The following is a 13,541-nucleotide window of genomic DNA, read 5'->3' as shown; positions in this document are numbered from 1 at the left end:
AAAGCGCGTCTTTTCGTGTATATTTTCCCCCACTCTACTGGCGCTCTTCTCGCGGAATGACACAATGATTCGTAAATACTGGTGGCTGGTTGTCTTTGCAATCTCCGTTCTTATCTTCGATGCACTCCTGATGCAGTGGATTGAACTGATGAGCACCGAAACCGATAAGTGTCGCAATATGAACTCCGTGAATCCGCTGAAATTAGTGAACTGCTCAGAGCTCGACTAACCGCCCGATCGCGCAAACCGTCCTCTTATTACCCACTAAAAACGGGGATTTAAATCCCTTTGAGCCGTTACCTTACGGTGATAATGTCTCGCCCTTCTCAACCGCTCTAGCGTAACCTCACACTCGAGTAGAACCGACCATGCTGGTTAGCCAATACAACCATATCCTTGTAGTCCTCTCCTTTGTTGTTGCCATCCTTGCGGCGTATACCGCGCTGAATATGGCTGCGCGTGTCGCCGGGAGTCAGGGCGTCGCTGCCCGCGTCTGGCTAGCTGGCGGCGGTATTGCAATGGGCATTGGCGTATGGGCCATGCATTTTATCGGCATGCTGGCGATGGACCTCTCCATGAGCATGAGCTACAACGCCACCCTGACGGTGTTATCCATGGTCATCGCCGTGGGGGCGTCATTGTTTGCGCTATGGCTCGTGAGCTGCGAGCAATTGCGCTTACGCCGGCTGCTGCCCGGCGCGCTGGTGATGGGCAGCGGTATTGTTGCCATGCATTACACCGGCATGGCGGCGCTGGAAGTGATGCCCGGGATCATCTGGGACAAGGTCTGGGTAGCCATTTCGGTCGCGATTGCGCTTGCCGCTTCACTCGCAGCATTATGGCTGACCTTCCGCCTGCGTCACGAAGCCGCGCAGGTCGTGCTGATGCGCATGGGTGCCGCCATCACGATGGGAGTTGCCATTGCCGGTATGCACTACGCCGGGATGAAAGCCGCACAGTTTCCGATGTCCACAATGGTTCATCATGACGGTATTAACGGCAGCTGGCTGGCAGTGCTGGTCAGCGTCGTCGCGCTCTCTATTCTTGGGATCACCCTGCTGGTATCGATGCTGGACGCCCGTCTTCAGGCTCGTACCGCCCTTCTGGCCTCGTCGCTTGCAGAAGCAAACCGGGAACTCGCTCAACTGGCGCTGCAGGATACGCTGACGCGTCTGCCGAACCGTATCTTGCTGGAAGACAGACTCGATCAGGCCATCAGCAAAGCCGATCGTGAAGGTACCCATTTTGCCCTGATGTTCATGGATCTCGACGGTTTTAAAGCCATCAATGACGCCTACGGACATGATGTCGGTGACAGACTGCTGGTCGCTGTTACGCAGCGTTTGCTGCTTCTGCTGAAAGGCCAGTTCACCCTTGCTCGTATCGGCGGTGATGAGTTTGTTCTGCTGGCAGAGGGAGAAGGTCCGGACGATGCGGCCTCGCTGGCAAATTCGCTGGTGCATGCAATCGATAGCCCGTTCAATCTCGATCCCTATGAACTGGTGGTGACCCTCAGTATTGGTATCGCACTTTATCCTCACGACGGCAAAACCGAGCGCGAGCTGATGTTTAACGCCGATGCAGCGATGTACCACACGAAGCATATGGGCCGGAACGGTTACCACTTTTTCCAGCCTTCCATGAACACCCTGGCGCAGACCCATCTCCAGTTAATGAACGATCTGTGGATGGCGATCGATCGCAATGAGCTGCGCCTGCTATACCAGCCAAAGTTTCATGCACCCGCTGGGCCTATTCTTGGATTTGAGGCGCTATTGCGCTGGCAGCATCCTAAACAGGGGTTACTGACCCCGGATCTTTTCCTGCCGCTGGCGGAAAAAACGGGGCTTATCATCCCCATTGGCAACTGGGTGATGAACGAAGCCTGTCGCCAGCTGCGGGAATGGCATCTTCAGGGGCATCAAAGCTGGTCAATGGCGGTAAACCTGTCAACATTGCAGTTCGAACAACCTTCGCTGGTTAAAACGGTTCTCGACTGCCTGGCACTTCACCATGTGCCACCGGAAATGTTGATCCTGGAAGTGACAGAGACCACGGCAATGAGCAACCCGGATGAAAGTGTACGGGTGCTGACAGAGCTGACGAATGCTGGCGTCAAGGCCTCCATTGATGATTTTGGCACCGGATATTCGAGTTTGCTGTATCTCAAGCGCCTGCCGGCATGTGAATTAAAAATTGACAGGGCGTTTGTGAAAGAGTTAAGCGGGGAGAGCGAGGATGCCACCATTGTTTCGGCGATCGTGGCCCTCGCAAAAACACTTAATCTGAAAGTCGTGGCAGAGGGTGTGGAAACTGAAGCTCAACAAACCTTTTTGACCGAGCTTGGCTGTAACACCCTTCAGGGCTATCTGTTAGGTAAACCGGTTAGCGCGCAGACCATAGAGGCACTTTGTGCCCGAGGGGAAATGTTACCTGGCGCGGAGTTGTAACCATCATCATCACGAGGCGATACGCGAATGACAGGGAGTGTCGCCAGAATGCTATCGACCAGGGCTGGAGCCTGCTGATAAAGATTAAAACTGTCGCTATTCATTAACCAGTTTTTAATTATTCCGCTAAAAAAACCGTGGAATACGATCAAGGTGAGATCAACATTCACCTTTGAAGAAATGATTTTCCGCGAAATACAGGACTCCAGCGCGCCACGTAGCGTTTCATAATTGAACCCGATACGCTTTCTGATTTCACATTCTGAAATCATATCACTGCTAAATTCACATTTATGATACAGAATTTGCAAAAGCGCACATTGCCGGGGCTCATGCGCAATATACTGCAGCGCAGTAATAAATTGCTCACGAAGCATTAACAACGGATCGTCACTTTCGGAAAGAGAAAGCCTGTCGCGAATAATGTCGCGAAGCGGTAATTGCTGTTCCCAGATGGCATTAAATATTTCAGATTTACTGGTGAAATGCCAGTATATCGCACCGCGCGTAACCCTGGCGGCATCTGCGATATCCGTCAGCGTCGTGCTGGCTACGCCACGCGTCGCAAACTGTTCGATTGCCGCCTCAATCAGCTGCTGCCGGGTTTGTTGAGCCTCTTCTTTCTTTTTACGCGCCATAGACAACTACTCGTTATGCACAAGGTTTAAAGGTATTACTGCGTTCATGGAAATGAAAGTATTCACCAAAATCCGTTTTAATTTTGCACAAAAAAAGTCAACGTGCATAATTTATAATTATTACAAATATATCAAAGCAAATAAATTCATGAGGTGAATAGCCAGAGAACATTAAACCCTGCTTACCTGATTAATATGCCAGAAGTATACCGCTGAAAGTGCCGGGACCGATTCTGATTTTTCTTTCCGGCCTGGTCATTCGCACTTATAAATTAAAGAACATTAAATACCCTCATTATTATACGCAGCTACATTTTATTTTTATCCCTCTGTCCCAGCTACCGGTTCACGGAATATATCGGTTAATGGGTATTTAAAGGAACAGCAATGACGAATTATTTCAGACGCTTACCCTTATCCGGTTTCATTGTCACCGCGATACTGCTCACTGGATGCGATGGTCAGGAAAAACAGCACCCCCCGCAGGCGCCTCAGGTCAGCGTGCACATCGTGAAAAGCGCGCCTCTGGCAGTCACAACTGAACTCCCGGGCAGAACAGATGCATTTCGGGTTGCGGAGGTTCGTCCTCAGGTTAGCGGCATAATCCTGCGTCGTAACTTCGCGGAAGGTAGCGATGTAAAAGCGGGGGAGTCACTCTACCAGATTGATCCTGCGACCTATCAGGCGACCTATGACAGCGCAAAAGGCGAGCTGGCGAAAGCACAGGCGGCGGCCAATATTGCGCACCTGACGGTGAAACGTTATCTCCCGCTGGTGGGGACACAGTATGTCAGTAAGCAAGAGTATGACCAGGCCGTGGCCACTGCGCAGCAGGCAGATGCCAGCGTCGTTGCCGCAAAAGCCGGCGTTGAAAGTGCGCGTATCAATCTTGCCTATACCAAAGTGACGTCTCCTGTCGATGGCCGCATCGGTAAATCCAGCGTGACAGAAGGGGCGCTCGTCACGAACGGCCAGGCTGCTGCGCTGGCAACGGTCCAGCAGCTTGATCCGATGTATGTCGATGTCACCCAGTCCAGCAATGATTTTTTGCGTCTGAAACAGACGAGTCTGCAAAAAGGCGATACCGCCAGCACCGTTGAGCTGCTGATGGAAAATGGTCAGCCCTATCCGCTGAAAGGCACATTGCAGTTCTCTGACGTCACGGTCGATGAAAGTACCGGCTCAATTACCCTGCGCGCCATTTTCCCGAATCCTCAACATCTGTTGTTACCCGGCATGTTTGTTCGCGCGCGCATTGATGAGGGCACGCAGCCGGATGCGATTCTGGTTCCACAGCAAGGGGTAACACGTACGCCGCGAGGCGATGCAACCGTTCTGGTGGTGAATGATAAAAACCTGGTTGAGTCGCGTACCGTCGTCGCCCCGCAGGCGATTGGCGATCGCTGGCTGGTGACGGAAGGGCTCAAAAACGGCGATCGCGTCATTGTCAGCGGGTTACAGAAAGTTAGACCGGGGACAACCGTCGTCGCCACGCCTGATACCTCCACAGCGCCAGCCAGTTAAGGGACGACGACATGGCTAATTTCTTTATTCAGAGACCGGTTTTCGCCTGGGTACTTGCCATCATTTTAATGATTGCAGGCGGGCTGGCCATTCTCAAACTTCCCGTCGCACAGTATCCGACCATTGCGCCTCCCGCGGTGGCAATATCCGCTACCTACCCGGGTGCGGATGCTCAAACGGTGCAGGATACCGTGACCCAGGTTATCGAACAGAACATGAACGGTATCGATAACCTGATGTATATGTCCTCCACCAGCGATTCAGCAGGTAACGTCACCATCACCCTGACCTTCGAGTCAGGAACCGATCCGGATATCGCCCAGGTGCAGGTTCAGAACAAGCTGCAGCTCGCCATGCCGCTGCTGCCGCAAGAGGTTCAGCAGCAAGGGATTGGCGTGGAGAAATCCAGTAGCAGCTTCCTGCTGGTCGCAGGTTTTGTTTCAGACAACAAGAACCTCTCACAGAATGACATCTCCGACTATGTCGCTTCGAACGTCAAAGATGCCATCAGCCGAACGTCTGGCGTCGGTGACGTTCAGCTGTTTGGCGCTCAGTATGCGATGCGTATCTGGCTCGACAGCAACGCGATGAACAAATACCAGCTTACTCCGCTGGATATTATCAACCAGCTGAAAACGCAGAATGACCAGATAGCGGCAGGCCAGTTGGGTGGAACGCCGTCCATTCCCGGACAGCAGCTCAATGCCTCGATCATCGCACAAACCCGCCTGAAATCACCGGAAGAGTTTGGCCGCGTGACGCTTAAGGTGAATCAGGACGGCTCGATGGTGCATCTGAAGGATGTGGCTCGTATTGAGTTGGGTGGCGAAAACTACAACATGGTCACTAAAATCAACGGGCAGGCGGCAACCGGTCTGGGGATTAAGCTGGCAACCGGGGCAAATGCGCTGGACACCGCGGCAGCCATCAAGAGCAAACTGGCGCAACTGCAGCAGTTCTTCCCACAGGGGCTGAAAGTTGTCTACCCCTATGACACAACGCCATTTGTGAAAATCTCCATCCACGAAGTGGTGAAGACCCTGTTTGAAGCGATCATTCTCGTCTTCCTGGTCATGTACCTGTTCCTGCAAAACCTGCGGGCGACGCTCATCCCGACTATCGCGGTGCCGGTCGTTCTGCTGGGTACCTTCGCGGTTCTGGCGGCGTTCGGTTTCTCTATCAATACCCTGACGATGTTCGGTATGGTGCTGGCGATAGGCCTGCTGGTCGATGATGCTATCGTGGTGGTTGAGAACGTTGAACGCGTCATGGTCGAGGACAACCTGCCGCCGAAAGAGGCCACGCAAAAGTCGATGGAGCAGATCCAGGGCGCACTGGTGGGGATCGCCATGGTGCTCTCGGCGGTCTTTATTCCAATGGCTTTTTTGGCGGTTCGACGGGGGCGATCTATCGCCAGTTCTCGCTAACTATCGTTTCCGCCATGGCGCTGTCCGTACTGGTTGCGCTGATCCTGACGCCAGCACTCTGTGCAACGCTGCTCAAGCCCATATCCCACGATCGTCACGAGAAGAAGGGTGGCTTCTTTGGCTGGTTTAATGCGCTTTTTGATAAGAGCGTGGAGCACTACAGCAATAGCGTAAGCGGTATTTTACGTAAGACCGGCCGCTATCTGGTGGTGTACGTCATTATCGTCGGTGGGATGGCAGTGCTCTTCCTTCGCTTGCCCACCTCCTTCCTGCCCGAAGAGGATCAGGGCGTGTTTATGACGATGGTTCAACTCCCGGCGGGTGCAACCCAGACGAGGACTCAGCAGGTGCTCGACCAGGTTCAGGACTACTATCTGAACAACGAAAAGGCGAACGTTGAATCTGTTTTTACCGTTAACGGCTTTAGCTTTAGCGGCCAGGGTCAGAACGCCGGTATTGCCTTCGTCAGCCTGAAGCCCTGGGAGGAACGCCCGGGCGAGAAAAATGGCGTCGGGGCCATTGTCGGTCGCGCGACGAAAGCCTTCAGTCAGATTAAAGATGGCCTCGTGTTCCCGTTTAACCTGCCAGCAATTATTGAGCTGGGTACCGCTACGGGCTTCGACTTTGAGTTGATTGACCAGGCTAACCTGGGGCATACCCAGTTGACTCAGGCGCGAAACCAACTGCTCGGGATGGTGAAAGAGCACCCTGACCTTCTGGTTCGCATGCGTCCTAACGGGCTTGAAGATACCCCTCAGTTCAAGCTCGATGTCGACCAGGAGAAAGCACAGGCGCTGGGGGTCAGTATTTCTGACGTCAACCAGACGATTTCGACGGCCTTAGGTGGCACCTATGTGAACGACTTTATCGATCATGGGCGAGTGAAAAAGGTCTACGTACAGGCCGACGCAAAATTCCGTATGTTGCCGGGGGATATTAATAACCTTTACGTGCGCAGTGCGAATGGGGAAATGGTCCCGTTCTCAGCCTTTAGCAACGCTCACTGGGTTTATGGTTCACCTCGCCTGGAGCGCTACAACGGAATGCCATCAATGGAAATCCTCGGTGAATCAGCCCCGGGTAAAAGTACCGGTGAGGCAATGGTCATGATGGAAAACCTCGCGGCAAAACTGCCTTCCGGCATCGGCTATGACTGGACAGGAATGTCTTATCAGGAGCGGCTTTCGGGTAACCAGGCGCCTGCACTGTACGCCATCTCACTGATCGTGGTGTTCCTGTGTCTCGCAGCCCTGTATGAAAGCTGGTCCATTCCGTTCTCTGTCATGCTGGTTGTACCGCTGGGCGTCATCGGGGCGCTTCTCGCAGCATCGCTGCGCGGGTTAAATAATGACGTCTATTTCCAGGTCGGCCTGCTGACGACGATTGGTTTATCGGCGAAAAACGCCATCCTGATCGTCGAATTTGCTAAGGACCTGATGGATAAAGAAGGTAAAGGCATTATTGAGGCCACCCTGGAAGCCTCGAGGATGCGCCTTCGCCCGATCCTGATGACGTCCCTGGCCTTTATTCTTGGCGTTATGCCGCTGGTGATCAGCACCGGGGCCGGGAGCGGTGCGCAAAACGCCGTTGGTACGGGCGTTATGGGAGGGATGCTTTCCGCAACGCTTCTGGCGATTTTCTTCGTGCCCGTATTCTTTGTGGTTGTCCGGCGACGGTTTACAAACCATAAGGATTAATGTTTCCCTGAAAGGCACCGCTGGTGCCTTTTTTATTTTTAACATAAACAATGAATTAGACATTACATAAAAGCAGTGTTAAAAACATGACGGTTTGCGTTAAGTGAAAACAGCCTCTCGCCGCTTCATAATTTCTCCATTAATTCATCCTCAAACCGATTTTTCTCCACGATTTTTACAAACTACATAATTTGAGATTATTCCTCGTGTAACGAGGACTTACCCCGGTGGTAAAATAACCTCCAGTTCGTTAATAGCCCTCCTGGCTTTATAGCGGACGAGAAATAATACTGAGGTAACATCATGAAAAGATTCATTTCCGTTGCACTACTCGCTGCGCTGCTTGCTGGTTGCGCGCACGACTCTCCATGTGTACCGGTTTACGACGACCAGGGCCGACTGGTTCATACCAATACCTGTATGAAAGGCACCACCCAGGATAACTGGGAGACAGCGGGTGCTATCGCCGGCGGTGCTGCCGCAGTGGCGGGTTTGACGCTGGGTATCGTTGCCCTGACCAAGTAAAATCTGTTAAGAAAGCGCGGCTCTGGCCGCGCTTTTGCTTTTAATGAGTGCAGGATTTTCAAATAAGTAAAAAAATAGCCCCGTAATTATTCACCTAATTAATTTTAGCCAGAAGCCAGTCACATCTTTTTCGTATACTCCTTTAAATTTCATATTCTATCGTGATGATTTTCACACATTAATACTATTGAATACTCTGCCAATATTCACTCTGGAAACTATCTTCTCTTTTCCTCTGGCTGTCCTTAAAACTTTTGCTCCGATTTGTGGCACAGGTTGTAATTTCGCACCGTTTCGGGGCGCTCGTTTTATTTAAGCCTGTCTACACTCAGCATTAAGCGTTCAATCATCACTTATTTTGTCGAACGCAAAACTGGCATTACGTTTGCTTTATAAACGTTGGCCAAAGCCACAGACAGGTAAAGCGTTTAAAAACGCCTCTATAACGATAAATTTCGCCACACAGGATGCATTATGAAAAAGACGATGATAGCCAGCCTGGCCGCTGCAGGCATGTTGTTTGCCGTAGCCGGTCAAGCCCATGCGGGAACGACACTGGATGCCGTTAAAAAGAAAGGTTTTGTTCAATGTGGTATCAGTGATGGTTTGCCTGGCTTCTCTTACGCCGATGCGAACGGCAAATTTACCGGTATTGATGTGGACGTCTGCCGTGGCGTCGCTGCCGCCGTTTTTGGTGATGACAGCAAAGTAAAATATACCCCGCTGACGGCGAAAGAACGTTTTACGGCGCTGCAGTCCGGCGAGGTTGACATGCTCTCCCGTAATACCACCTGGACCTCCTCGCGTGATGCAGGCATGGGGATGTCTTTTACCGGCGTGACCTATTATGACGGCATCGGTTTCCTGACCCACAATAAAGCCGGCCTGAAAAGCGCCAAAGAACTGGATGGGGCCACCGTTTGTATCCAGGCAGGCACCGATACCGAACTGAACGTCGCGGATTATTTCAAAGCAAATAACATGAAATACACTCCTGTGACATTCGACCGCTCGGATGAATCTGCTAAAGCGCTGGAATCCGGCCGTTGTGACACGCTGGCCTCTGACCAGTCACAGTTGTATGCCTTACGTATTAAGCTGAGCAACCCGGCAGAGTGGATTGTCCTGCCTGAAGTGATCTCCAAAGAACCTCTCGGCCCCGTGGTGCGCCGTGGCGATGAAGACTGGTTCTCCATTGTTCGCTGGACGCTGTTTGCCATGCTGAACGCAGAAGAGATGGGCATTAACTCGAAAAACGTTGATGAGAAAGCCGCTAAACCATCCAATCCGGATATGGCACACCTGCTCGGTAAAGAAGGTGATTTCGGCAAGGATTTGAAGCTGGATAACAAGTGGGCTTACAACATCATCAAACAGGTGGGCAACTACTCTGAGATCTTTGAGCGCAACGTGGGATCGGAAAGCCCGCTGAAGATCAAACGCGGCCAGAACAATCTCTGGAACAACGGCGGTATTCAGTACGCGCCACCAGTACGTTAAGTCATAGCTGTAACGGGCACTGCTCAGGCAGTGCCCACTCCAGAGTCATGGTTACTGAGGTTTCTTTATGTCCCATCGCCGCTCAGCCGTAAAAGGATCGCTATCCTTTTCTCATCCCGCGGTCCGCGCCTGGCTATTCCAGATTATTGCTATCGTTGCGGTTGTTCTCATCGTCGTGTATCTCATCCATAACACGATCACCAACCTGAATAACCGCGGCATTACCTCCGGTTTTGCGTTTTTGGATCGCAGCGCGGGGTTTGGCATTGTTCAGCACCTTATTGATTACCAGGAAGGTGACACCTACGGACGCGTGTTCGTCGTCGGTTTACTGAATACGCTGCTGGTATCGGCGCTTTGTATTGTCTTCGCGTCGATACTGGGGTTCTTTATTGGCCTGGCGCGTCTTTCTGAAAACTGGCTCCTGCGGAAACTTTCTACCATTTATATCGAGACGTTCCGCAATATCCCGCCGCTGCTGCAGATCTTCTTCTGGTATTTCGCCGTATTGCGTAACCTTCCCGGTCCTCGCCAGGCCGTCGATGCGTTTGAGCTTTTTTTCCTGAGTAATCGTGGGTTATCCATTCCTTCTCCTCAGCCAGGTGAAGGTGCGTATGCGTTCATCGGCGCGATTGTGATAGCGCTTGCTCTCTCTGCGGGGGTATTTCGTTTTAATCGCAAACATCAGGTCAAAACCGGTCAACTTCGCAGAACCTGGCCAACGGCAGTCGTCCTGATCGTTAGCCTGCCTCTTCTGGCACACTGGCTGTTTGGGGCCGCGCTACACTGGGACATCCCACACCTGCGTGGCTTTAACTTCCAGGGCGGGATGGTATTAATTCCTGAGCTGGCAGCCCTGACGCTGGCGCTGTCGATTTATACGTCCGCGTTTATCGCTGAGATTATCCGTGCAGGGATCCAGGCCGTACCTTACGGGCAGCACGAGGCGGCACGCTCTCTGGGATTGCCCCATACCGTGACGCTTCGCCAGGTCATCATTCCGCAGGCTTTACGGGTCATCATTCCCCCTCTGACCAGCCAGTATCTCAATATTGTCAAAAACTCGTCGCTGGCCGCTGCCATTGGTTATCCCGATATGGTGTCACTCTTCGCCGGAACCGTGCTTAACCAGACCGGACAAGCCATTGAAACTATCGCCATCACGATGTCTGTCTATCTGATCATCAGCCTGGTGATTTCACTGCTGATGAACCTTTATAACCGTCGTATAGCACTGGTCGAGCGCTAAGGAACTATGATGACAAAAGCGATAATGTCGCACTCCTCGCGCCCTGCCAACTCGACAGGTGGACGTTTCATTCTCTGGGCGCGTAAGAATCTGTTCTCCAGCTGGAGTAATAGCCTCCTGACGATTGTTTGTCTATGGCTGATGTGGGAATTGATCCCCCCCCTCCTGAACTGGGCGTTCCTGCAGGCTAACTGGGTCGGATCAACCCGAGCAGACTGTACAAAAGCGGGTGCTTGCTGGGTGTTTATTCATGAGCGCTTTGGTCAGTTCATGTATGGGTTGTATCCGCACGAACAGCGCTGGCGGATAAACCTGGCGCTGGTTATCGGCCTGCTCTCTGTCGCGGTCATGTTCTGGAAAAAGCTGCCTCATCGTGGACTCTACATTGCCGGCTGGGCAGTGGTTTATCCCATTGTTGTCTGGGTGCTGCTGTATGGCGGCTTTCTGGGGCTGGAACGGGTAGAAACACGCCAGTGGGGCGGTCTGACGCTGACGTTGATTATCGCTTCAGTGGGGATAGCCGGCGCTCTACCATGGGGGATTTTACTTGCCCTGGGACGGCGTTCAAAAATGCCGATCGTACGCGTGCTCTCCGTTATCTTCATTGAGTTCTGGCGCGGCGTACCGCTTATCACCGTTCTATTTATGTCTTCGGTCATGCTGCCGCTGTTTATGGCAGAAGGTACAACGATCGACAAACTGATCCGTGCCCTGGTCGGGGTCATTCTCTTCCAGTCCGCCTATGTCGCAGAAGTTGTGCGGGGTGGATTGCAGGCGCTACCTAAAGGCCAGTACGAAGCGGCGGAATCATTGGCGCTCGGCTACTGGAAAACGCAGGGACTGGTCATTCTTCCCCAGGCACTCAAACTGGTCATTCCGGGCCTGGTCAACACGATCATTGCCCTCTTCAAAGATACCAGCCTGGTGATCATCATCGGATTGTTCGATCTCTTTAGCAGCGTGCAACAGGCAACCGTTGACCCTGTCTGGCTGGGTATGTCCACCGAGGGATATGTCTTTGCAGCTCTGATCTACTGGATCTTTTGTTTTAGCATGTCGCGCTACAGCCAGCACCTGGAAAAGCGCTTTAACACCGGGCGTACACCGCACTGAGGAAATTATGAGCCAAATTACTATGACACCTGCCGACGCGATGATTACGCTGGAAAACGTGAATAAATGGTACGGACAGTTTCATGTTCTCAAAGACATTAATCTTAAGGTAAAGCAGGGAGAACGCATCGTCCTTTGCGGCCCTTCCGGATCAGGGAAATCCACAACCATTCGCTGTATTAACCATCTTGAAGAACATCAGCAAGGACGCATTGTGGTTGATGGTATTGAGCTGAATGAAGATATCCGCAACATCGAACGCGTGCGTCAGGAAGTAGGAATGGTGTTTCAGCACTTTAATCTATTTCCGCACCTGACCGTTCTGCAGAACTGTACGCTTGCACCGATTTGGGTTCGTAAAATGCCAAAAAAGGAAGCAGAAGCGTTGGCAATGCATTACCTGGAACGTGTACGTATCGCAGAGCATGCCAATAAATTTCCTGGCCAGATATCGGGTGGCCAACAGCAGCGTGTGGCTATCGCCCGCTCGCTGTGTATGAAACCTAAAATTATGCTGTTTGATGAACCGACATCTGCCCTCGATCCAGAAATGGTGAAGGAGGTTCTGGACACCATGATTGGACTGGCACAATCCGGCATGACTATGCTGTGTGTGACGCATGAAATGGGATTCGCAAGAACCGTGGCCGACCGGGTGATCTTCATGGATCGTGGGGAGATTGTTGAGCAGGCGCCACCGGATGAGTTCTTTGCGCATCCTAAGTCAGAACGTACGCGAGCCTTCCTGTCGCAGGTGATTCATTAATCTGCTGTTTTGCCCGGTGGCGCGTTGCCTGCCGGGCCTCTGGGCTATGTAGGTCGGGTAAGGCGAAGCCGCCACCCGACTTTTTCAGACCGCACAAAGCAAAAAACCCCGCACCTTACGGTACGGGGTTCTTCTTATTTGATGTCTGGCAGTTCCCTACTCTCACATGGGGAGACCCCACACTACCATCGGCGCTACGGCGTTTCACTTCTGAGTTCGGCATGGGGTCAGGTGGGACCACCGCGCTAAAGCCGCCAGACAAATTCTTTTACTTCTTGCCGAACTTTAACCTAAGTATAAAGTGGTGCTGATACCCAGAGTCGAACTGGGGACCTCACCCTTACCAAGGGTGCGCTCTACCAACTGAGCCATATCAGCACGCTAAATTTGATGCCTGGCAGTTCCCTACTCTCACATGGGGAGACCCCACACTACCATCGGCGCTACGGCGTTTCACTTCTGAGTTCGGCATGGGGTCAGGTGGGACCACCGCGCTAAAGCCGCCAGGCAAATTCTGTTAATCTGTATCAGCTGAAAATATCTGTCTCTCACCGCCGAAACAGCTTCGGCGTTGTAAGGTTAAGCCTCACGGTTCATTAGTATCGGTTAGCTCAACGCATCGCTGCGCTTACACACCCGACCTATCAACGTC

The 13,541-nt window shown here is 52.3% G+C and carries 9 protein-coding genes, 1 tRNA gene, 3 rRNA genes and 1 pseudogene; 9 read left to right on the top strand and 5 right to left on the bottom strand.

Going from position 1 to position 13,541, the window contains the following annotated elements; all coding sequences use genetic code 11:
* Positions 1–64 precede the first annotated feature (64 nt).
* Together PYW49_RS09355 and PYW49_RS09350 are read left to right on the top strand one after the other, a co-directional pair.
* On the top strand, positions 65–229 hold the full coding sequence (locus PYW49_RS09355) for a DUF2556 family protein (RefSeq protein WP_008502862.1): 165 nt from the start codon (positions 65–67) through the stop codon (positions 227–229).
* A 139-nt stretch (positions 230–368) separates the two neighbouring features.
* Positions 369–2,450 carry a putative bifunctional diguanylate cyclase/phosphodiesterase gene (locus PYW49_RS09350; RefSeq protein ID WP_134347368.1) on the top strand — a complete coding sequence of 694 codons (2,082 nt, stop codon included), beginning with the start codon at positions 369–371 and terminating at the stop codon, positions 2,448–2,450.
* Here PYW49_RS09350 and envR read toward each other — a convergent pair.
* Entirely contained in the window at positions 2,366–3,088 is a 723-nt protein-coding gene (envR, locus tag PYW49_RS09345; RefSeq protein ID WP_134347367.1) for an acrEF/envCD operon transcriptional regulator, read from the bottom strand. The two genes, PYW49_RS09350 and envR, sit on opposite strands and share 85 nt — an antisense overlap.
* Positions 3,089–3,475: 387 nt before the next feature.
* Here envR and PYW49_RS09340 point away from each other — a divergent pair, with 387 nt between their 5' ends.
* From PYW49_RS09340 to PYW49_RS09310, 7 genes and pseudogenes are all read left to right on the top strand, one after another.
* The gene (locus PYW49_RS09340; RefSeq protein WP_320386311.1) at positions 3,476–4,612 is read left to right on the top strand and encodes an efflux RND transporter periplasmic adaptor subunit; all 1,137 of its coding nucleotides are present in this window, start codon (positions 3,476–3,478) and stop codon (positions 4,610–4,612) included.
* A gap of 11 nt (positions 4,613–4,623) precedes the next feature.
* Positions 4,624–7,736 (top strand): annotated as a pseudogene (locus PYW49_RS09335) (efflux RND transporter permease subunit).
* 303 nt (positions 7,737–8,039) lie between these two features.
* Positions 8,040–8,261, top strand: a complete 222-nt coding sequence (locus tag PYW49_RS09330) for a lipoprotein (RefSeq protein WP_008502867.1) — start codon at positions 8,040–8,042, stop codon at positions 8,259–8,261.
* Positions 8,262–8,735: 474 nt separating this feature from the next.
* On the top strand, positions 8,736–9,761 hold the full coding sequence (locus tag PYW49_RS09325; RefSeq protein ID WP_023333654.1) for an amino acid ABC transporter substrate-binding protein: 1,026 nt from the start codon (positions 8,736–8,738) through the stop codon (positions 9,759–9,761).
* Between the two features lie 67 nt (positions 9,762–9,828).
* Positions 9,829–11,010, top strand: coding sequence for an amino acid ABC transporter permease (locus PYW49_RS09320; protein WP_134347364.1), 1,182 nt, complete (start codon positions 9,829–9,831; stop codon positions 11,008–11,010).
* 9 nt (positions 11,011–11,019) lie between these two features.
* Positions 11,020–12,123 carry an amino acid ABC transporter permease gene (locus PYW49_RS09315; protein ID WP_134347363.1) on the top strand — a complete coding sequence of 368 codons (1,104 nt, stop codon included), beginning with the start codon at positions 11,020–11,022 and terminating at the stop codon, positions 12,121–12,123.
* A gap of 7 nt (positions 12,124–12,130) precedes the next feature.
* Complete coding sequence (locus PYW49_RS09310; protein WP_014171880.1) at positions 12,131–12,889, top strand: amino acid ABC transporter ATP-binding protein; 759 nt, start codon at positions 12,131–12,133, stop codon at positions 12,887–12,889.
* 143 nt (positions 12,890–13,032) lie between these two features.
* On the opposite strand, the gene rrf (PYW49_RS09305) is transcribed toward PYW49_RS09310, so the two are convergent.
* The 4 genes from rrf (PYW49_RS09305) to PYW49_RS09290 all read right to left on the bottom strand — a co-directional run.
* A 5S ribosomal RNA gene (gene rrf, locus PYW49_RS09305) occupies positions 13,033–13,148 on the bottom strand.
* A 43-nt stretch (positions 13,149–13,191) separates the two neighbouring features.
* Positions 13,192–13,267, bottom strand: a tRNA-Thr gene (locus PYW49_RS09300).
* A 14-nt stretch (positions 13,268–13,281) separates the two neighbouring features.
* Positions 13,282–13,397: ribosomal RNA gene (gene rrf, locus PYW49_RS09295) — 5S ribosomal RNA — on the bottom strand.
* Between the two features lie 67 nt (positions 13,398–13,464).
* Positions 13,465–13,541: ribosomal RNA gene (locus tag PYW49_RS09290) — 23S ribosomal RNA — on the bottom strand; the annotation flags it as partial.

Source organism: Enterobacter chinensis (assembly GCF_034008295.1).
Lineage (GTDB): Bacteria > Pseudomonadota > Gammaproteobacteria > Enterobacterales > Enterobacteriaceae > Enterobacter > Enterobacter chinensis.
Note: the sequence above shows the minus strand (reverse complement) of the source record. Positions and strands in the feature narration are given on the sequence as shown.

Bases quoted from the DNA above. Each gene is read 5' to 3' on its own strand.
- PYW49_RS09340 (WP_320386311.1), top strand. From the start codon at position 3,476: ATGACGAATTATTTCAGACGCTTACCCTTATCCGGTTTCATTGTCACC.
- PYW49_RS09315 (WP_134347363.1), top strand. From the start codon at position 11,020: ATGACAAAAGCGATAATGTCGCACTCCTCGCGCCCTGCCAACTCGACA.
- PYW49_RS09325 (WP_023333654.1), top strand. From the start codon at position 8,736: ATGAAAAAGACGATGATAGCCAGCCTGGCCGCTGCAGGCATGTTGTTT.
- PYW49_RS09355 (WP_008502862.1), top strand. From the start codon at position 65: ATGATTCGTAAATACTGGTGGCTGGTTGTCTTTGCAATCTCCGTTCTT.
- envR (WP_134347367.1), bottom strand. From the start codon at position 3,088: ATGGCGCGTAAAAAGAAAGAAGAGGCTCAACAAACCCGGCAGCAGCTG.
- PYW49_RS09320 (WP_134347364.1), top strand. From the start codon at position 9,829: ATGTCCCATCGCCGCTCAGCCGTAAAAGGATCGCTATCCTTTTCTCAT.
- PYW49_RS09350 (WP_134347368.1), top strand. From the start codon at position 369: ATGCTGGTTAGCCAATACAACCATATCCTTGTAGTCCTCTCCTTTGTT.
- PYW49_RS09330 (WP_008502867.1), top strand. From the start codon at position 8,040: ATGAAAAGATTCATTTCCGTTGCACTACTCGCTGCGCTGCTTGCTGGT.
- PYW49_RS09310 (WP_014171880.1), top strand. From the start codon at position 12,131: ATGAGCCAAATTACTATGACACCTGCCGACGCGATGATTACGCTGGAA.